The following is an 18,924-nucleotide window of genomic DNA, read 5'->3' on the forward strand; positions in this document are numbered from 1 at the left end:
TGGCGTGTCCGGCCTGCGCCGTAGAGTCGCACGATGGTGACGGTTTCCATCGACCTGGCGCGGGCGCTCGCGTGGCGGCTGCGTCGACACGGGCTCCAGCAGCCCGACGCGGTGTCGGTCGCCGACGTCGCCGACCGCGTGATCGCGTTTCGCGCGTGGCCGCCTGACAATGCGGGGCTCACCATCGCGGCGCGCCGCGCGGAGCCGGGCCCCGCGGCGCTCGATGCAGCTCTCGCGTGCGGGGACGTCATCCGCAGCTACGCCTTCGGCGGCGGGCAGTACGTCTTCACGCGCGAGACCGCGGCGATCCTGCTCACGGTGCGCACCGCGACGGGTGTCTGGAAGACGGAGCGCTGGCAGAAGCAGGGCGGCTTCGCGCTCGACGACTGGCAGCCGTTCCGAGAGGCGGTGCGAGACCTGCTCAGCACGGGGCCGAAGAGCAGAACCGAGCTGAGCGCAGAGCTCGACGGCATGCCCGCCCTCCGTCATCTCGCGCGCGCGGCTTGCGGGGCAGGCGCTGACGCCCTGTACAAGCCCCTGCACTGGTGGGGCGACATGACCTTCGGGCCGAATCGCGAGGGCACGGCGACGTTCCAGCTGGTCGATCCGCCGCTGGAAGCGCTCGACCTCGACGACGCCGGGCGGCGTGCCGTGCGGGCGTACCTTCATGCCTATGCGCCTGCGACGGATGCGAACATCGCCGCCTGGTTGACCGAGGGGCTCGGCGTGCCGCGCAAGCGGGTCCATTCGTGGATCGCGGATCTCGGCGATGATGTCACGACGGTCGAGGTCGACCGGGCTCCGGCGTACGCCCTTCGCGCGGATGTGGACGAGATCGTATCGGTGGCGCCTTCGACCGACGTGCGGCTGCTGCCGGCGTACGACCCCTGGGTGACCGGCCCGGGCACCGCCGACGCGAGGATCGTGCCGTCCGATCGCCGGTCTCTCGTCTCGAACGGAGCGAACCTGGTTGTGATGGGCGGCGTCGTCGCGGGCACCTGGAAGATCCGCAAGGGCGTCGTCACGGTCGACGCGTTCGCACCGATCGACGAGGCGCTTCTCCGCGCCGAGGTCGAACGGCTCGCGACGATGCGGGGCGAAGAACTCGGGGTCGCGCTAGCGTCGAACGCATGAGCATTCACCTCGTGGGCGGCGGGCGCGACGAATCGCTGTGCGCGGCCGTGCTGGCCCCGTTCGTGAGAGAGGCGATGGATGCCGCGCACCCCGCCGAACCCGTCATCGCGCTGCTGCTCGTGCTCGAGGAGGACGACGATTCGAGCATCGAGCGGTTCCGCTCGGTGCTGGTCGCGGCGGGCGCGCCGGTCGCGAGCGTCAGGGTCGAGGCGATCGTCGAGGGGGAGTCCTTCAACGCGGCCGCGGTCGACGGCGTCCACGGCGTCTTCGTCGGCGGCGGACTGACCCCGGCCTACCACGACGCGATCATCGGCATCGCGCCGCAGATCCGCGCGGCCGTCGACGCCGGCGTGCCGTATGCCGGGTTCTCGGCGGGCGCGGCGGTCGCGGCATCCCGAGCCATCGTCGGCGGGTACCTGCTCGACGGGGTCATCGTCGCGCCCGAAGACACCGGCGAGGAGCTCGACGATCTCGACGTGCGCGACGGGCTCGGTCTCGTGCCTGGCAGCATCGACGTGCACGCGGCGCAGTGGGGCACGCTCTCGCGCATCGTCGCGGCGGTGGATGCCGGGCTGACGCCGCTCGGCGTCGCCGTCGACGAGCACACGGCGTACGTCGTGCACCCGGACGGCCGGACGCGCGTGCGCGGTGTCGGGCGCGCGTGGAAGGCCGCGGCCTCGACCTCGGGCGTCGAGGTGACGATCGGCAGCCGCCGGCCCCGGTTCGTGCCGGAGGACTTCGAGCCCCCGACATCGCTCGCGGCTCCCGGCTTCCGGCTCGAGCCGCTGGGTCCGCAGCACAACGCCTCGGATCTCGCGGCGTGGTCCTCGAGCATCGCGCACATCCGCTCGACGGCGAGCTACCCGGACGACGGCTGGCCGCCGCTGGAGGGGATGACGCCCGATGAGAACCTCGTCGACCTCGTCCGTCATTCGGCGGACTTCGTGGCGAAGAAGGGATTCACCTTCACGGTGCTCGACCCCGACGACGATCACGTCATCGGCTGCGTCTACCTCTACCCGTCTTCGTCGCCCGACTTCGACGTCTCGGTGCAGTCGTGGGTCAGTGCCGATCGCGCCGAACTCGACGGGCCGCTCGCGGATGCCGTCGCCGCGTGGATCGATGCGGACTGGCCGTGGACGCGACTCGACCGCTACGGCCGGTGAGGGGTCAGTCCCCGAGCCCGCCCGCTGTCAGCAGATCGCGCAGGCGTCGGCGGAAGATCTCGACCTGCTCGTAGTCGAGGGTGACGGGATCGCCGACGGAGTACGAGATGCATCCCGCCGTCGCGAGTCGCACGCAGCTCTGCACGTCGACCTGGGTCTGGCCGTGGAGGATCAGGTTGCGGATGACCGCCACCTCGACCGCTCCCGACAGCCCGTCGGGCACATCCGACCAGCTGCGCCCGGCATCCAGCAGCAGACGCGAGCCCCAGTCCTCGACGCCGTAGCCCGCGCGGAAGTCGTAGCCGAGGCGGTTCAGCGCGGCGGCCTCAGCGAGTGCGTACGAGAGCACGAAGGTCGCGGTGAGCACCGTGCTCTCGTCGTCGAGCGCCTCGACGTGGTCGACGAGCGTGAGCCCGCTCTCGCGCGCCGAGGTCTTCAGGCGCAGCTGCGACTTCTCGGTGACGTCGAGGTCGTCCCAGAGCGCGCGTTCGCGCTCGACAGCGATTCGCGTGCTGATCAGTGATTTCGTGAGCGCTCCCCAGCGCGTCCAGATGTCCGACAACGTGTTTCCCCCCAGATTCACGATTCGTGGTCCGCGAAACTCTAGCCGCACACCCTCAGGAACGGCTCAGCGTCAGGCGATGACTTGCTCACGACTGGAGGAGCGGCTCGAGGAGCTCGAAGATCACGCAGTCGGTCTGCGCGGCATCCAGCCCACCGTCGAAGCGCAGGATGCGCCACGTCGTGGCATCGCAGAGCGCGATGTGACATCCGCGTCGATCATTCCTCCTTGCGGGGCGTCATGAACCACTCGACGAACTTCGAGGCGCGCCCATCCTCCGCGAAGTGCACCTCCCAGAGGTTGGAGTAGAACTGGTGCCCCGGGTAGTCGACGTGGCCTTTCACGATGCCCAGGCGCGCGTCCTCGATCAGCACGTCGAACTCGTACTGCGGGTTCGGAGGTTCGTCCTCGCCCCACATCTCGACGATCGCGTCGATCCCGATCACGGGGTCGGGATCGTCAGGTCGGAACCAGTACTGCGCGTCGTCGGTGAAGATCGCGCGGACGTCCGCGGCATCCTTCGTCGTCCACGCGCGGATGTAGCCGTCGAGCCATTCCTCGGTCTGAGACATGCACCGTGTCTACCCGAGGCGCGGCTCGGGGTCTACGGCTTCCGTCAGCCCTTGGGCCAGTCGATGAGCAGGATGCCCTGCTTCGTGTCGGCGAGCTTCACGTTGCCGGGCGTGAAAAGGTACGTCATGCCGTAGCCGTTCTCGTCGGTCGCGATCGTCGTGTCGGGGTTCTCGGTGATGTAGATACCCTCGGGCGCATCTTCGCGGATCCAGCCCTGTGCGATGAGGGACTCCTGCGCGGTGGCGGCATCTTCATCGGAGACCGGGGCCCAGCCGAAAAGCTGGAGATGATCGCCGGCGGGGCCTTCGAAGTCGGCCCAGACGCACTGAATGCCGTCGGCGATCTCGAGGTCGCCGAGATAGAACCGGCTCGCCTGGGACGTCCATCCGACCGACGCGAAGTCGGCGACCGTCTGCTCGAGGATGATGTTCTCGCACGTGGCGTCCTCGGCGATGGGCGCCTCGGTCTCGGTCGCCTCGGGCGCGGGCTCGGTGGGCGTCGGGCTGGATGCCGTGGTCGTCGTCGGCGTCGGCTCAGGGGCTGCGGAGCTGCACGCGGTCACGAGGAAGGCCGTCGCGGCGAGCACGAGGGCGGCGCCGAGGCGGGGGATGCGGGAAGTCATTCGAGAAGGCTCCGTGAAGGTGGGGGAGAGGAGTCAGGACGGATGAAGCAGGTCGAGGAACGGCTGGTGGAGCACCCGGTTCGTCGCGAGCGACGAGCGCTCCGACAGCGAGTCAGCGCCCGAATAGGCGGAGAACCTGCCGCCGGCCTCGGTCACGATCGGGACGAGAGCGGCGATGTCGTACTCTTTGACGCCGAACTCGGCGACGAGCTCGAGTCGGCCTTCGGCGAGCAGCATGTAGGGCCAGGCGTCGCCGTAGCCGCGGTCGCGCCAGACGCTGCTCGTGAGTCGCTGGAGGGCGTCGAGTTCACCGGCATCCCGCCACTGTTCGATGCTCTGGAAGCTCACGCTCGCCTTGTCGAGCTCGGCGGTGTCGGACACCCTGATGCGCTTCGGGGCGTTCGTCGTGTTCGTCCAGGCGCCGGCGCCGGATGCCGCCCACCAGCGCCGCCCGATCGCGGGCTGGCTCACGACGCCGACGCGCGGCACGCCGTCGATCACGAGGGCGATGAGGGTCGTCCACATCGGGATGCCCTTGAGGTAGTTGTGCGTCCCGTCGATCGGGTCGATGATCCACTGGCGGTTCGAGTCGCCGGTCGTTCCGAACTCCTCGCCGAGCACGCTGTCTGCGGGTCGTTCGACGGCCAGGATCGCGCGGATCGCCTCTTCGGTCGCGAGGTCGGCATCCGTCACGAACGTCGCGTCGGGCTTGGCCTGCACATCGAGATCAGGGGAGTCGAAGCGGGGCATGGATGCCGCGTCCGCCGCATCCGCCAGTCGCAGCGCGAGGTCGAGGTCGGCGTGCAGGTCCCCCTCGAACGGCGCGTCGAACGACGGTGCGATGGAGGGGGAGGTCACCAGCCAAGGATAACCGCCCGGGAGCGCCCTCGATTTCCGAGTGACGCGATCGTGATGGTAACGTTTATCCTCGGTTCGCCTCGCGCGGATCGCCTGCACCTCTAGCTCAATCGGCAGAGCAACTGACTCTTAATCAGTGGGTTCTGGGTTCAAGTCCCAGGGGGTGCACCACTCCGAAAGGCTCCGCGTGGCGGGGCCTTTCGTCGTTTCGGCACGACTGCCCGTCGCGGTACGCAGACGGCATCCCGAAAGCCGCAGGTCTGCCGTGCCGACTACGCAAGTCGCGTCCTCTCGCGCGCTCTCGCGGGTGCTGTCCCACACGCTGGAATGGCCACCCTCGAACCTGGAGCACACATGTCGAAACCACGTCGTACTGCACTCACGACCGTCGGCGCCGCGATCGTGGCCGCCGCATTCGCCGTGGGCACGACGACGATCGTCGCGCCCGAGGTCGTCGAGCGCGCGTACGGCGTGGTGCAGGTCACGGTGGCGAAGGTCGTCAACTCCGTCGCGCTCCCCGAAGCGCGGCTCGGCGCCACGGGCGGACAGCGCGAGCTCGACCGCTTCGACGGAACATTCACCCGCATGGTCGCCTACGACCGCGAGGGCGTTCCGCCCGTCTGGGCGGCCCACAACAACGCCGGGGGAGATGTCGTGCTGCCGCTCGAGATCGGCGACGAGATCGTGGTGATGGATGCCGGGGGCACCGCATCCATCCACCGCGTCGTCGATGTGCGCGTCACGGCCAAGTCCGGCGTGACGTCCGAGGAGCTCGTGGGGCTCGGCGGCGACGTCGCGCTGCAGTCCTGCTTCTTCGGCGAACCCCGCATGCGATTCGTGGGCCTGCAGCCCGTCGACGCGTGAGCGAGATGAGGAGAATCCGCTCAGATGAGGATGGATCGGGCCGGATCATCCTTGTCTGGCGTGATTCTCCTTACCTCGCGTTCGAGAGGGGAGCGGAGGAACGAGAACGGGCCACCCCGCGTCAGCGCGGAGGGCCCGCTCCCTATAGACCCGACGCGGCGAAACGGCCGGCCGGGAACCTGCGAAGCCGCCGTCAGGCGGCGTCGCCCACGAGCACCGCCGCCGCTTCGTCCGCGGCATCCGGCTCTCGTCCGTCGATCCGCGCGAGCGCGCGGCGTCCGATCATGATCGTGAGTGCGGCGACGACGATGGATGCCGCCGCGAACACGTAGGGGATACTCGGACCATAGAGGTGCCACAGCAGCGCCGCAAGCGGGGGAGCGGCCGCACCTCCGAGGAAGCGCACCGCCGAGTACGCCGACGACGCGACCGAACGGGGGAGGTCGGTCGCCTCCATCACCGACTCGGTCAGCACCGTGTTCATGATGCCGAGCAGCAGCCCTCCCACGATGATGCACGCGACGAGCGCGGCGGGAGACGCGACGAACACCGCCGCCGCGACGAGGTCGAGTGCGAGCAGGGGCAGCACAACGAGGATGACGGTCGTGCGCGGCATCCGCCGCACGAGGACCGGCGCGACCCACACGCTCGTGACCGCGAGAGCGAGGCCCCATCCGAAGAAGGTCAGGCCGATGCCCATCGCGCCGAAGCCGAGCGGGAACGGCGAGAACGCCAGCAGCACGAAGAAGCCGATGTTGTAGAACAGCGCCGTGACGGCCAGCACCGCGAGGGCGGGCTCGCGCAGCGCCCGGAACGGCGCTGAGAGCGACACGGGCGTGCGCTTCTCGCTCGGCCCGCGCAGCAGGACGAGCACCGCGACGAACGCGATCGCCATGAGCGCGACGACGCCGAAGAACGGGCCGCGCCAGCTGATCTCGCCGAGCAGGCCTCCCAGCAGCGGGCCGACCGCGATGCCCAGGCCGAGGGCGGCCTCGTAGAGCACGATCGCCGCACCGCTGCCGCCCGACGCCGCGCCGACGATCGTGGCGAGGGCCGTCGAGATGAACAGGGCGTTGCCGAGGCCCCACCCCGCGCGGAAGCCGATGATCGCATCGACGCTGCCGCTCAATGCGCACAGCAGCGCGAACACGACGATCAGGGCGAGGCCCGCGAGCAGCGTGGCCTTCGCGCCGATCCGGCTGGAGATCCAGCTCGTGACCAGCATCGCGAGGCCCGTCACGACGAGGTAACTCGTGAACAGCAGTTCGGTCTGCACCGGCGATGCCGAGAGCGAGTCGGCGATCGCCGGCAGGATGGGATCGACGAGCCCGATGCCCATGAACGCGACGACGCACGCGAAGGCGACGGCCCACACCTGCGCGGGCTGGCGCCACGGAGAGCCGGTCGTGGCGGTCATCGGACGACCTCGGCGACGACGGTCTTGCGTCGGAGGATGGATGCCGTGATCGCGAGCGCCTCCCACTCGCGCTCATCGAGGTCGGCGAAGTGCGGCGCGAGCGCCGCGGTGAGCTGATCGCGCCACTCGTCGAGCGCCGCGAGCCCCGCCGATGTCGCGGTGACGATCGAGACGCGGGAGTCCGCGGCATCCTGCTCGCGCTCCACGAGTCCCGCGTCGGCCATCTGGCCGAGGAGCCTCGTCATGCCGGGCTGGCTCACGCGGCTGACGGTCGCGAGCGCACCCACGCGGAGCGCGCCGTGATCGCGCAGCAGCGCGAGCGTGCGCCACTGCGCCGCAGGGGTCTCGTTGCCGGTCTCGAGGGCGGCGATGCGGGTGAGGGTGGCGGATGCCGTGATCAGGGTCTCGATGTCTTCCAGATGAGTCACGACATAAGCATACCAACGATATATAACTATGGGATGCAACGCCGGCGATCATCGCGAACAGGTAACGACACGCCGACGCGAGGCTCCTCGACTTGACGATCGAGGTCTCGTTTCATACATTTCCACTACCTGAATCGGTTTTCAGGTAGGCCCTCCCCGGGCACCAGATCCTTCCAATGGTGAAAGGCACGCACATGCGGGTTACGAAGAAGCTGCTCTTGGGATCCGTGGTCGCCACGGCCGCCCTCCTCCTCACGGCGTGCGCGCCGTCCACGGCGCCCGGTGGTGGCGAGGAGTCCGGTGAGGCCGGCCCCGCCGAGATCACGGTCGGCATCGTCACGAGCGAGACGGGTCCGCTCGCCGGCTACGGCAAGCAGTACCTCGACGCGTTCAAGGCGGGCCTCGAGTACGCCACCGACGGCACCGACGAGGTCGACGGCACGAAGATCGTCGTGGAGTACCGCGACGACGCGGGCGACCCCGACAAGGCCGTCACGGCCGTCAAGGAACTCGTCGGCGCGGGCGTCAACATCATCGCCGGCACCGCCTCGTCGGGCGTCGCGCTCGCCGTCGCGGAGCAGGCGGCTCAGAACAAGGTGCTCTACATCTCGGGTCCGGCCGCGGCCGACGCGATCACGGGCATCAACGAGTACACGTTCCGCTCGGGCCGCCAGTCGGCGCAGGATGTCGCGACCGCCGGCACCTTCCTCGACGACATCGAGGGCAAGACGATCACGGTCCTCGCGCAGAACAACGCGTTCGGCACGGGCAACGAGGCCGCGGTCACCGCGATCCTCGGCGCCCAGGGTGCGACGGTCAACTCGGTGCTCGTCCCCGAGGATGCGACCGAGTTCACGCCGTTCGCCCAGCAGGTGCTCGCGGGCAGCCCCGACCTCGTGTTCGTCGCGTGGGCCGGTGCGACCTCGGGCGCGATGTGGCAGGCGCTGAGCCAGCAGGGAGTCATGGACGAGATCCCCGTCGTCACCGGTCTCGGCGACTCGGCGACGTTCGGTGCGTACGGCGAGGCGTCGGAGAAGATCAGCTTCCTGAACCACTACTTCCCGGGCGCGCCCGACAACGACGTCAACACGGCGATGGTCGACGCGATCGAGAAGGCCGGCGGCACGCCCGACCTCTTCAGCCCTGACGGGTTCAACGCGGCCATCATGATCGTCCAGGCTGTGAAAGAGGGCAAGGGCGACGTCGACGCGATGATCGCGGCGCTGGAGGGCTTCGAGTTCGAGGGTCCGAAGGGCACCATGACGGTGCGCGCCGGTGACCACGCGCTCATCCAGGACATGTACCAGGTCAAGCTCGTCGCCGATGGCGGCAGCTTCGTGCCCGAACTCGTCGACACGGTCTCGGCCGACGACGTCGCGCCGGCAGAGGCGAAGTAGTCGTGAGCACCCCCGTCCCGTCCGCGCTGTCGATCGAGGGCCTCGGCCTGCAGATCGGCGGAGCGACGATCCTCAAGGATGTCGGCCTCGACATCGCCGCCGGTTCGCTGGTCGGCGTGATCGGGCCCAACGGCGCCGGCAAGACCACGTTGTTCAACGTGATCTCCGGGCTGATGAAGCCCACGTCGGGGCGCATCCTGATGGACGGCGCCGACGTCACGTCGGCATCGGTGACCGCCCGTGCGCGGGCGGGACTGGGGCGCACCTTCCAGACTTCGTCGCTCTTCCCCCGACTGAGCGTCCTCGAGAACGTGCGGCTCGCCGCGCAGGTCGGCCTCGGCGGCTCGGCGTCCCTGTTCCGCTTCCCGAAGCGGACGGATGCCGCGACCGAGCTCGCCCTGCGGCAGCTGCACGCCGTCGGTCTCGATCACAAGGCCGACACCGCGGCGGGCGACATCTCGCACGGCGACAAGCGCAAGCTCGAGATCGCGGTGCTCATGGCCACCGACGCATCCATCGTCCTGCTCGACGAGCCGATGGCCGGTGTCGCGTCGGGCGACGTCGCGGGCCTCGTCGAGAACATCCGCACCCTGCAGGCCGAGAAGAACTGCACGGTCCTGATGGTCGAACACCACATGGACGTCCTCATGGGGCTCGTCGAGAAGGTCGCCGTCATGTACTTCGGCACGATCATCGCCTACGACACCCCGCAGGCGATCATGGACAACCCGCTCGTGCAGAGCGCCTATCTCGGAACGGGCACCGCCGCATGACGTCGTCGATCCTCACCGTCAGCGGTCTGCGCTGCTCCATCGCGGGGCAGCAGGTCGTCGAAGACGTCTCGTTCGAGGTTCCCGCCACCGGCATCACGGCCGTCCTCGGTCGCAACGGCGTCGGCAAGACCTCGACCCTGCGCGGCCTGATGGGCCTCATCCAGCGCCGGGGCGAGGTGCGCCTCGCGGGGGAGCGCATCGACGGGCTCCCCACCTACAAGATCGTGCAGCGCGGCGTCGGCTACGTGCCGGAGGACCGCGAGGTCTTCGCGAAGCTCACGGTCGCCGAGAACCTCGCTCTGGCAGAGCGGCAGAAGAACCCCCGCCGCGAGTTCGTCGCCGAGCTCTTCCCCGACCTCGTGCAGCGACGCGACCAGATGGCCGGCAGCCTGTCGGGCGGGCAGCAGCAGATGGTCTCGGTCGCCCGCGCGCTCATGAACGACAACCGGATCCTGCTCGTCGACGAGCCGACGAAGGGCCTCGCGCCGAAGCTCGTCACCGAGGTCGCCGACGCGCTGGCCGAGGCATCCAAGATCGTCCCCATCCTGCTCGTCGAGCAGAACCTCGAAGTCGTGCGCCGTCTCGCGCACGGCGCGATCGTCATCAGCGGCGGCCGGGTCGTGCACACCGGCGACGCGACCGAGATCCTCGACGACGAAGAACTGACCCGCCGCCTGCTCGGCGTGCACACGGAGGCCGCCGCGTGAGCACCCTGATCCTGACCCTCATCACCGGCGTCGGACTCGGCGCCCTCTACTTCCTGGTCGCGTCGGGCCTGTCGCTCATCTACGGGCTCATGCACGTGCTGAACTTCGCGCACGGCGCGTTCCTGACGCTGTCGGCCTTCATCGGCTGGTGGGTCGCCTCGTCGCTCGGCACCGAGTCGTGGGGATCCTTCCTGCTGTCGATCCTGGTGGGCGCGGTCGTCGGAGCCCTGTTCGCGACCTTCACCGAGCTCGTGCTGATCCGCCCCCTCTACGAACGGCACATCGAGCAGGTGCTCGTCACGGTCGGTCTGTCCTTCGCCGCGGTCGCCCTCTTCGAGGGCATCTGGGGGACGGATGCCATCAACATCGCGGGTCCCCCCTGGCTCAAGCAGACGACCGACGTGCTGGGTGCGAAGATCCCGAACACCTACTGGGTGCTCATGATCGCGGCCGTCCTGGTGCTCGCCGCACTCGTGCTGTTCCTCAAGAAGACCCGCTACGGCATGATCATCCGCGCCGGCGTCGAGAACCGGTCGATGGTGACCGCGCTCGGCATCGACGTGCGGCGCTCGTTCACCCTCGTCTTCGCGATCGGCGGCGCGGCGGCCGGCATCGGCGGGGTGCTCGCGATGCACTACTCCACGTTCGTCTCGGCACATCTGGGACAGACCCTGCTGATCTTCGCGTTCATCGTCACGGTCGTCGGGGGCCTCGGCTCGCTGACGGGAGCGGCCATCGCATCCGTCCTCGTCGCGGTGCTGCAGCAGTTCGCGAACTTCTACCTCGGCGGCACCGGCGACTTCATCGTCGTCATCCTGCTCGCCCTCGTCCTGCTCATCCGGCCTGCGGGCCTGCTCGGAAAGGCGGCGTGACGTGAACATCCGTCGCTTCCTGCCCGCCGTCGTCGGCGCTGCGCTCGTCGTGTTCATGGCGGTGCTGCCGCTGCTGAACCTGTCGCTGCCCGGCATCCTGCCCACGCCCACCTACATGCCGGGCACGCTCGCACTGCTGTCGCTGTGCATGGTGTTCGCCGCCCTCGCGCTGTCGTACAACATGCTCCTCGGCACCGCCGGCATGCTGTCGTTCGGCCACGCGCTGTACTTCGGCGCCGGCGCCTACGGCCTCGGCATCGCCCTGGAGTACTTCGGCGTGCCCCTGTGGCCCGGTGTGTTCATCGCGCTCATCGGCGGAATGATCATCGCCCTCGCGACGGGCGCGGTCGCGATGCGGGTGTCGGGCATCCCCTTCGCGATGGTCACCCTCGCCTTCGCCCAGGCGGGCTCGGTCCTCGTGCGCCGCAATCCGCAGATCACGGGCGGCGAGGAGGGCCTCAGCCTGCCGACCGAGCACGTGCCCGACTTCCTCATCGGCGTCGTCAACACCCGAAACCTCTACTGGCTGTGTCTCGCGATCCTCGTGATCGTGTACCTCGTCACGCTGTGGGTCGATACCTCACGGCTCGGACACCTCGCCGAGGCGACGCGCGAGAACGAGCAGCGCGTCAGGGTGCTGGGACTGCGGCCGTACACGGTCAAGCTCGTCGTCTTCGTGATCGCGGCGGTGCTCGCGAGTCTCGCCGGCGTCGCGTACATGCTCCTGCAATCGGGCACCGTGCCGCGCGCCGTCTCGGCCGATCTCACCATCACGGTGCTCGTCATGGTCGTCCTCGGTGGCGTCGGGTTCCGATGGGGTGCGATCGTTGGCGGTGTGCTGTACACGCTCCTCGACCAGCGCCTCACGGTGCTCGCGGGCTCCGAGGCGATCGCGGGGCTGCCCGACATCCTCCGCATCCCGCTCTCCGAGCCGCTCTTCATCCTCGGCGTGCTCTTCATCCTGGTGGTGATGTTCCTGCCCGGAGGCATCGCCGGCACCGTCGACAAGGCTGTGCGACGCCGCCGAGGCGAGCGGGCGCGCACGTCGCTGCCGTCGCTCGAGGAGTCCGCGGAGCTCGCCGACGAGGTGAAGGTCTGACGATGGACGGCATCGCGTGGAACGACATCGTCGAGGACGATCCGCACACGGTGGGCCGCTGGCTCACCGATCGGGCGGCGACGTCGCCGCGGCGCATCGCGATCGACGACCGAGGCGTCACGATCGACTACGCAACGCTCGCGCTGCGCGCATCCGGTCTGGCCGAACGGCTGCGGGATGCCGGCTACGGCCCCGGCGACCGCATCGCGACCGTGTCGGGCAACTCGACCGACCACGTCGTCGCCTTCTTCGCGTGCGCCCTGTCGGGCGTCGCCTTCGTGCCGCTCTCCTGGCGGCTCACACCCCGGGAGCTGAGCGATGTGCTCGTGCGCTCGGAACCCGCGCTCGTCCTCGTCGAAGAGGACTACGCGGCGGTCGCGAGCGAAGCGCTCCGCGGTATCGACACCCCGGTGGCCGCGCTCGGCACGACAGGGATCGAAGCATCCGTCCCGCGCGCCGTCCTCCCGGGCACTCGTCGCCACGTGCGCGACGACGACCCGCTGCTCGTGATCTTCACGTCGGGGAGCGAGGCCGCACCCAAGGGCGTCGTGCTCACTCACGCGAACTGCTTCTGGAACAACCTCGCGCTCGCGCAGGCGCTGCCGTTGACGCAGGACGACGTCGTCCTGGCGATGCTGCCGCAGTTCCACGTCGCGGCGTGGAACTGCCAGCCGCTCCTGGCCTGGTGGGTGGGCGCGACGGTCGTGCTCGAGCGATCCTTCCAGCCCGCGCGCATCCTGCAGCTCATCGAGGAGCGCCGGGTCACGGCGATGATGGGCGTGCCGACGCAGTACGCACTGCTCGCCGCGGACCGCGACTGGCACGCGACCGAGGTCTCGTCGCTGCGCCTCGCGCTCGTGGGCGGCGCCACGATGCCCGTCGCCCTCCATCGGGAGTGGGCCGGTCGCGGCATCCCGCTGACGCAGGGGTACGGGCTCACCGAGGCCGCACCGAACGTGCTGCACCTGCCCGCCGATGAGGCGGCGGCGAACCCGGGTGCCGTCGGCCGGCCCTATCCGCATGTCGCCGTCGAGATCGTCGACGTCGAGTCGGGACTGCCGCTCGAGGGAGCGGCCACCGGCGAGCTGTGGGTGCGCGGACCGAGCGTCTTCGCGGGCTACATCGGCGACGAGACCGCGACGGAGGCCGCGATGAGCGGGCCGTGGCTGCGCTCGGGAGACCTCGTCGAGCGCGATGTCGCGGGTGTCATCCGCATCGTCGACCGATTGAAGGACATCTACATCTCGGGCGGCGAGAACGTCGCGCCGGCCGAGGTCGAGTACGCGCTGTGCCTGCATCCCCTCATCGCATCGGCGGCCGTCGTCGGTGTTCCCGACGCGGTCTGGGGCGAGCGCGGTGTGGCCTTCGTGGTCGCCGAGCCGGGCGCGTCGCTCTCGCGAGACGAAGTGGTCGCCCACGCGCGGCGCAATCTCGCCGCGTTCAAGGTGCCGGTGCACATCGAGTTCGTCGAGGCGCTCCCGCGCTCGACGATCGAGAAGCTCGCCCGCTCGCGTCTGCGGGCCCGGGCGACGGACCTCATGGAAGGGGTGCGGCATGAGCGTTCCCGATGACACCGATGAACTCGTCTCGCCGGCGACCGGTCGCCCGCTGACCAAGCGCGGCGAGGCGACGCGACGGCGACTGCTCGAAGCGGCCGAGGTGGTGTTCGCCGAGCAGGGGTACCACGAGGCATCCATCGTCAAGATCACCGAGCGAGCCGGGATCGGCCTGGGCACCTTCTACCTCTACTTCGACAGCAAGCAGTCGATCTTCGAGGCTCTCGTCGTCGACCTCAACCGGCGCGTGCGCCACTCGATGTCGGAGGCGATGGGCGGCGCCGGGTCGCGGCTCGAGGCCGAACGGGCGGGGTTCGCGGGGTTCTTCCGTTTCACCGCGGAGCATCCCGCGCTGTACCGGGTCGTCCGCGAAGCCGAATTCGTCTCGCCGGAGGTGCTGCGGCTGCACTACACCCGCATCGTCGAGGGCTACGAGGCGGGCCTCCGCGCCGCGCAGCAGGCGGGCGACGTCGACCGTGCGCTCGATCCCGAGACCACGGCCTGGGCCCTCATGGGCATGGGTGAGCTCATCGGCATGCGGTTCCTGCTGTGGGAGCGGGATGCCGACGGCAAGCCGCCCGTCGAGCTCGACCCCGTCGTCTTCGCGGGCATGACCCGCTTCATCGACAATGCGCTCGCACCGCGCGACACCCCGAAGGAAGACCAGTGACAGACCAGGATCTCGCGGGCAAGCGCGCGCTCATCACCGGCGGTGCGAGCGGCATCGGCCTCGCGTGCGCGCACGAGTTCGCCGCGCGGGGCGCGCACGTCACCGTGGCGGATCTGAATGCGGATGCCGCAGCCCGCGCCGCGGCCGAGGTCGACGGTGACGCATGGGTCGTGGACCTCTCCGACACCGCGGCTCTCGACGACCTGGAGCTCGACGTCGACATCCTCGTCAACAACGCCGGGATCCAGCGCGTGAGTCCGATCGAGGAGTTCGATCCCGACACCTTCCGGCTGCTGCTGCGCCTCATGCTCGAGTCGCCGTTCCTGCTCGTGCGCGCCGCTCTCCCCGGCATGTACGCGAGGGGATGGGGGCGCATCATCAACATCTCGAGCGCCCACGGCCTGCGGGCGTCCGCGTTCAAATCCGCCTATGTCTCGGCGAAGCACGGCCTCGAAGGGCTCTCCAAGGTCACCGCGCTCGAGGGCGGACCGCACGGCGTCACGAGCAACTGCATCAATCCCGCGTACGTGCGCACACCGCTCGTCGAGAAGCAGATCGCCGACCAGGCGAAGCTGCACGGGATCCCCGAGGACGAGGTGGTCGAGAAGATCATGCTCACCGAGACGGCGATCAAGCGGCTCGTCGAAGCGGACGAGGTGGCATCGCTCGCGGGGTGGCTGGCCTCCGACAGGGCCGGCATGGTCACGGGCGCCTCCTACACGATGGACGGCGGCTGGACGGCGCGATGACCGGTCATTCCTATCGCACGCTCGACGTGCCCGTCTCCGGCGGCGATCTGCGGGTCGCCGTGTGGGACCCCGAGGGCGACCGCACGGCCGATGTCCTCCTCATCCACGGCGTGACCTCCTCGCACCTCGCGTGGCCGTACGTCGTCGACCGGCTCCCGGGCGTCCGCGCCGTCGCTCCCGATCTTCGCGGCCGCGGCGCGAGCAACGCGCTCGAAGGTCAGGCGGGGATGCGCGCGCACGCGGACGACCTCGCCGCCGTCCTCGACGCGCTCGACATCGACCGCATCGTCGTCGTGGGCCACTCGATGGGCGCGTTCGTCGCCGTCGCCTTCGCGCACCTGCATCCGCAGCGCGTGTCGCGCCTCGTGCTCGTCGACGGCGGACTGCCGCTCGACGTTCCGGCGGGCCTCGACGCCGACACGATGGTCTCCTCGATCCTCGGTCCCACCGCCGCGCGGCTGTCCATGCGGTTCGCCGACACCGACGCCTACCTGGACTTCTGGCGCGATCACCCGGCCTTCCGCGACGCCTGGACGCCCGCCCTCGAGTCGTACCTGGCGTACGACCTCGTCGACGACGGCGACGGGATGCTGCGACCTGCGACGAGCTACGAGACGACCGTCGAGGACAGCATCGACCAGAACACGGGCACGACGCTCACCGACGCACTCGCGGGGCTGCGGCATCCCGTCCGGTTCCTCACGGCGCCCCGCGGTCTGCAGGACCAGGAGCCGGGACTGTACGCGCCCGCTCATCTCGCGCGCGTGCTGTCCGAATACGACGTCGTCCACGAGCGCGTCGACGGCGTCAATCACTACACGATCGTGATGTCGGATGCCGGCGCTGCTGCGATCGCGCCGGTGATCGCAGCGGAGATCGGGTCGGCCTAGCGGCCGACGCGCCGCTTGAGGAGCTTCTGCTCCTTGCCGTGGACGGGGGAGTCGCCCGCGACGAGGCGCCCGCGGGACGCACGCCGCGTGTCGACGACCGCTCCGATCGCGAGCGAGAGGGAGATGCCCCAGCTGAGCCACGCGAGCGCCGTGCGCCACGTGAACGGCTCGTTCTCGCGGAGCCCGCGGAGCAGGGTGATGCCGCCCGTGACGGCCGTGATCAGACCTGTTCCGAAGATGTACTTCCGCATGGCACCACGCTATCGCGTGAGGGACTTTCGTCGCGGCCCTTGACGACCGCGCGCGACGATGTCAAGCGCCGGAGAGGCCGGCACCCCTGCGATAGCCTGAACGGACCGCCCGCAGCCGTCTGGAGTTCCGTGACCAAGGCCGAATTCGTCGTCGTCGCCAATCGTCTGCCCGTCGACCGAGTGGTGGATGCCGAGGGCGACGAGTCCTGGCGGACGTCGCCGGGAGGACTCGTCACCGCCCTCGAGCCGGTCATGCGCGCCGAGCACGGCGCGTGGGTCGGATGGCCCGGCCAGGCCGATCTCGAGCACGAGCCGTTCGACCACGACGGCACGCACCTCATCCCCGTGACGCTGTCGGCCGACGACGTCGAGCTCTACTACGAGGGCATGTCGAACGACACGTTCTGGCCGCTGTACCACGACGTCATCGCGGCTCCGCGCTACCGCCGCGTGTGGTGGGACGCCTACGTCCGCGTCAACGAGCGCTTCGCGAAGGCGGCGGCGGATGCCGCGGCCCCGGGCGCGACGGTATGGGTGCAGGACTACCAGCTGCAGCTCGTGCCGCGCCTTCTGCGGGAAGCGCGGCCCGACCTGACGATCGGCTACTTCCATCACATTCCGTTCCCCGCATACGGCCTCTACTCGCAGCTTCCCTGGCGGCGGCAGGTGCTCGAGGGTCTGCTGGGCGCCGACGTCATCGGCTTCCAGCGGGTGGCGGATGCCGGCAACTTCGCGCGCGCCGTCCGTCGACAGCTGCGCTACGAGACCCGGGCGACGGGCATCCGCGTCCCCGAGCCCGACGGGTCGACGCGTGTCGCCGTCGCGAAGGCGTTCCCGATCTCGATCGACGCGGAGTCGTACGTCGAGATGGCCAAGCGGCCCGAGATCCAGGCCCGTGCAGCAGAGATCCGCGAGAGCCTGGGCAACCCGAAGCACATCCTGCTCGGCGTCGACCGGCTCGACTACACGAAGGGCATCCGGCATCGCCTGAAGGCCTTCGGCGAGCTCATCGAAGACGGACGGATCAACGTCGAGGACGCCACGCTCGTGCAGGTCGCGAGCCCCAGCCGCGAGCGCGTGCAGGCCTACATCGAACTGCGCGACGAGATCGAGCTCATGGTCACGCGCATCAACGGCGACTACGACACGCTCGGTCACACCGCCATCCGCTATCTGCACCAGGGCTTCCCGCGCGAGGAGATGGTCGCCCTCTACCTCGCGGCCGACGTCATGCTCGTCACAGCGCTGCGCGACGGCATGAACCTCGTCGCGAAAGAGTACGTGGCTGCTCGCGTCGACAATCGCGGCACCCTCGTCCTGAGCGAGTTCGCCGGCGCGTCCGACGAGCTCGGCACGGCCCTGCGCATCAACCCGCACGACATCGACGCACTGAAGGACACCATCGTGCGGGCGATCGAGATGCCGCCCGCCGAGCAGGGGCGGCGCATGCGCTCTCTCCGGCGGAAGGTCCTCGACAACGACGTCGCCGCGTGGTCCCGATCATTCCTGGACGCGCTGGCCGCGGCATCCCACGCCCGCAGGGAGACCCGATGACCCGTCTGAGCCGCGAAGAGGGCCTCGGCCGCATCGCGCACGCCGATCGGCTGCTGATCGCCGTCGACTTCGACGGCACGCTCTCGCACCTGCACGACGAGCCCATGAAGGCGCGCATGATCCCCGCCGCGCGAGCGGCGATCGAGCGCCTCTCCGCTCTGCCCGACACGACGATCGCGTTCGTGTCGGGGCGGAGCCTGCACGACCTGCGCGAGATCGCCGAGCACGGGGACGACTCGCCGATCCTGCTGGCGGGCAGTCACGGCGCCGAGTTCTGGGTGCCGGGGGAGGGTGCTCTCGAACCCGACGCCGATGAGGTCGACGACGAGCTGCGCGACGTGCTGTACCGGCACGCCGTCGCGGCGACCGACGGCATGGAAGGCGTCTGGATCGAGCCGAAGACCTTCGGGCTCGGCGTGCACACCCGCACCGCGACGCCCGAGACGGCGGCGGCGGCGGATGCCGCGGTCGATGCGATCGTGGCCGCCGAGGCACCGCACTGGCGCCGCCGCACGGGCAAGAACATCGTCGAGTACGCCTTCCGGCACGAGGGCAAGGATTCGGCGATCGCGGCTCTGCGCGAACGCGTCGGCGCCACGGCCGTGATCTTCGCGGGCGACGACGTCACCGACGAGGACGCGCTCGTGAGTCTCGGCGAGGCCGATCTCGGCGTGCACGTGGGAGCGAGCGAGAGCGCGGCATCCGTCTTCGTGGATGACGTCGAAGATCTCGCGGCGTTCTTGGACGAGCTCGCGACCGAGAGGGCATACGAGCGGGAATAG

21 protein-coding genes and 1 tRNA gene are annotated in these 18,924 nt (G+C 69.6%); 15 read left to right on the plus strand and 7 right to left on the minus strand.

Features of this window, described 5'->3' with window-relative positions; genetic code table 11:
* The first annotated feature begins 33 nt into the window (after positions 1 to 33).
* A complete protein-coding gene (locus ACTIFV_RS08905) occupies positions 34 to 1,134 on the plus strand; it encodes a DNA glycosylase AlkZ-like family protein (RefSeq protein WP_439592433.1) in 1,101 nt (366 codons plus the stop codon).
* On the plus strand, positions 1,131 to 2,300 hold the full coding sequence (locus ACTIFV_RS08910) for a Type 1 glutamine amidotransferase-like domain-containing protein (protein ID WP_439592434.1): 1,170 nt from the start codon (positions 1,131 to 1,133) through the stop codon (positions 2,298 to 2,300). Before ACTIFV_RS08905 ends, ACTIFV_RS08910 begins: the two co-directional genes overlap by 4 nt.
* A 4-nt stretch (positions 2,301 to 2,304) precedes the next feature.
* Here the strand turns inward: ACTIFV_RS08910 and ACTIFV_RS08915 are convergent, their stop codons facing one another.
* The 4 genes from ACTIFV_RS08915 to ACTIFV_RS08930 all read right to left on the minus strand — a co-directional run bounded on the left by ACTIFV_RS08915 (position 2,305) and on the right by ACTIFV_RS08930 (position 4,915).
* On the minus strand, positions 2,305 to 2,862 hold the full coding sequence (locus ACTIFV_RS08915; protein WP_439592435.1) for a hypothetical protein: 558 nt from the start codon (positions 2,860 to 2,862) through the stop codon (positions 2,305 to 2,307).
* Between the two features lie 218 nt (positions 2,863 to 3,080).
* Positions 3,081 to 3,434 carry a nuclear transport factor 2 family protein gene (locus ACTIFV_RS08920; protein ID WP_439592436.1) on the minus strand — a complete coding sequence of 118 codons (354 nt, stop codon included), beginning with the start codon at positions 3,432 to 3,434 and terminating at the stop codon, positions 3,081 to 3,083.
* Between the two features lie 44 nt (positions 3,435 to 3,478).
* Entirely contained in the window at positions 3,479 to 4,057 is a 579-nt protein-coding gene (locus ACTIFV_RS08925) for a hypothetical protein (RefSeq protein WP_439592437.1), read from the minus strand.
* A gap of 33 nt (positions 4,058 to 4,090) precedes the next feature.
* Positions 4,091 to 4,915, minus strand: coding sequence for an inositol monophosphatase family protein (locus ACTIFV_RS08930; RefSeq protein ID WP_439592438.1), 825 nt, complete (start codon positions 4,913 to 4,915; stop codon positions 4,091 to 4,093).
* A 95-nt stretch (positions 4,916 to 5,010) separates the two neighbouring features.
* Between ACTIFV_RS08930 and ACTIFV_RS08935 the strand changes: the two genes are divergently transcribed.
* Both ACTIFV_RS08935 and ACTIFV_RS08940 read left to right on the plus strand, forming a co-directional pair.
* Positions 5,011 to 5,086 (plus strand) — tRNA-Lys (locus tag ACTIFV_RS08935).
* A gap of 183 nt (positions 5,087 to 5,269) precedes the next feature.
* Complete coding sequence (locus ACTIFV_RS08940) at positions 5,270 to 5,779, plus strand: hypothetical protein (RefSeq protein ID WP_439592439.1); 510 nt, start codon at positions 5,270 to 5,272, stop codon at positions 5,777 to 5,779.
* Positions 5,780 to 5,972: 193 nt separating this feature from the next.
* Here the strand turns inward: ACTIFV_RS08940 and ACTIFV_RS08945 are convergent, their stop codons facing one another.
* Complete coding sequence (locus tag ACTIFV_RS08945) at positions 5,973 to 7,196, minus strand: MFS transporter (protein ID WP_439592440.1); 1,224 nt, start codon at positions 7,194 to 7,196, stop codon at positions 5,973 to 5,975.
* Positions 7,193 to 7,624, minus strand: coding sequence for a MarR family winged helix-turn-helix transcriptional regulator (locus ACTIFV_RS08950; RefSeq protein WP_439592441.1), 432 nt, complete (start codon positions 7,622 to 7,624; stop codon positions 7,193 to 7,195). Before ACTIFV_RS08950 ends, ACTIFV_RS08945 begins: the two co-directional genes overlap by 4 nt.
* A 194-nt stretch (positions 7,625 to 7,818) precedes the next feature.
* Between ACTIFV_RS08950 and ACTIFV_RS08955 the strand changes: the two genes are divergently transcribed.
* Genes ACTIFV_RS08955 through ACTIFV_RS08995 form a run of 9 tightly spaced genes read left to right on the plus strand, consistent with a single transcriptional unit; the run spans position 7,819 to position 16,337 of the window.
* Positions 7,819 to 9,021 (plus strand): substrate-binding domain-containing protein, encoded by a 1,203-nt coding sequence (locus ACTIFV_RS08955; protein ID WP_439592442.1) that lies wholly within the window; start codon positions 7,819 to 7,821, stop codon positions 9,019 to 9,021.
* Positions 9,022 to 9,023: 2 nt separating this feature from the next.
* Positions 9,024 to 9,794, plus strand: a complete 771-nt coding sequence (locus ACTIFV_RS08960) for an ABC transporter ATP-binding protein (RefSeq protein ID WP_439592443.1) — start codon at positions 9,024 to 9,026, stop codon at positions 9,792 to 9,794.
* Positions 9,791 to 10,501, plus strand: a complete 711-nt coding sequence (locus ACTIFV_RS08965; RefSeq protein ID WP_439592444.1) for an ABC transporter ATP-binding protein — start codon at positions 9,791 to 9,793, stop codon at positions 10,499 to 10,501. Before ACTIFV_RS08960 ends, ACTIFV_RS08965 begins: the two co-directional genes overlap by 4 nt.
* Positions 10,498 to 11,373 (plus strand): branched-chain amino acid ABC transporter permease, encoded by an 876-nt coding sequence (locus ACTIFV_RS08970; RefSeq protein ID WP_439592445.1) that lies wholly within the window; start codon positions 10,498 to 10,500, stop codon positions 11,371 to 11,373. The genes ACTIFV_RS08965 and ACTIFV_RS08970 overlap by 4 nt, the downstream gene beginning before the upstream one ends.
* 55 nt (positions 11,374 to 11,428) lie before the next feature.
* Positions 11,429 to 12,472, plus strand: a complete 1,044-nt coding sequence (locus ACTIFV_RS08975) for a branched-chain amino acid ABC transporter permease (RefSeq protein ID WP_439592690.1) — start codon at positions 11,429 to 11,431, stop codon at positions 12,470 to 12,472.
* A 2-nt stretch (positions 12,473 to 12,474) separates the two neighbouring features.
* A complete protein-coding gene (locus tag ACTIFV_RS08980) occupies positions 12,475 to 14,043 on the plus strand; it encodes a class I adenylate-forming enzyme family protein (RefSeq protein WP_439592446.1) in 1,569 nt (522 codons plus the stop codon).
* Positions 14,027 to 14,698, plus strand: coding sequence for a TetR/AcrR family transcriptional regulator (locus ACTIFV_RS08985; RefSeq protein WP_439592447.1), 672 nt, complete (start codon positions 14,027 to 14,029; stop codon positions 14,696 to 14,698). The genes ACTIFV_RS08980 and ACTIFV_RS08985 overlap by 17 nt, the downstream gene beginning before the upstream one ends.
* Positions 14,695 to 15,447: a 3-hydroxybutyrate dehydrogenase gene (locus ACTIFV_RS08990; RefSeq protein ID WP_439592448.1), complete on the plus strand. Its 753-nt coding sequence runs from the start codon at positions 14,695 to 14,697 to the stop codon at positions 15,445 to 15,447. Before ACTIFV_RS08985 ends, ACTIFV_RS08990 begins: the two co-directional genes overlap by 4 nt.
* Positions 15,444 to 16,337, plus strand: a complete 894-nt coding sequence (locus tag ACTIFV_RS08995) for an alpha/beta hydrolase (RefSeq protein WP_439592449.1) — start codon at positions 15,444 to 15,446, stop codon at positions 16,335 to 16,337. The genes ACTIFV_RS08990 and ACTIFV_RS08995 overlap by 4 nt, the downstream gene beginning before the upstream one ends.
* On the opposite strand, the gene ACTIFV_RS09000 is transcribed toward ACTIFV_RS08995, so the two are convergent.
* Positions 16,334 to 16,588: a hypothetical protein gene (locus ACTIFV_RS09000; RefSeq protein ID WP_439592450.1), complete on the minus strand. Its 255-nt coding sequence runs from the start codon at positions 16,586 to 16,588 to the stop codon at positions 16,334 to 16,336. The genes ACTIFV_RS08995 and ACTIFV_RS09000 overlap by 4 nt on opposite strands.
* Before the next feature lie 129 nt (positions 16,589 to 16,717).
* On the opposite strand from ACTIFV_RS09000, the gene ACTIFV_RS09005 reads away from it, so the two are divergent.
* Complete coding sequence (locus ACTIFV_RS09005) at positions 16,718 to 18,142, plus strand: alpha,alpha-trehalose-phosphate synthase (UDP-forming) (RefSeq protein ID WP_439592451.1); 1,425 nt, start codon at positions 16,718 to 16,720, stop codon at positions 18,140 to 18,142.
* Positions 18,139 to 18,924 carry a trehalose-phosphatase gene (gene otsB / locus ACTIFV_RS09010; protein ID WP_439592452.1) on the plus strand — a complete coding sequence of 262 codons (786 nt, stop codon included), beginning with the start codon at positions 18,139 to 18,141 and terminating at the stop codon, positions 18,922 to 18,924. Before ACTIFV_RS09005 ends, otsB begins: the two co-directional genes overlap by 4 nt.

Source organism: Microbacterium sp., from assembly GCF_051860965.1.
Classification (GTDB): domain Bacteria; phylum Actinomycetota; class Actinomycetes; order Actinomycetales; family Microbacteriaceae; genus Microbacterium.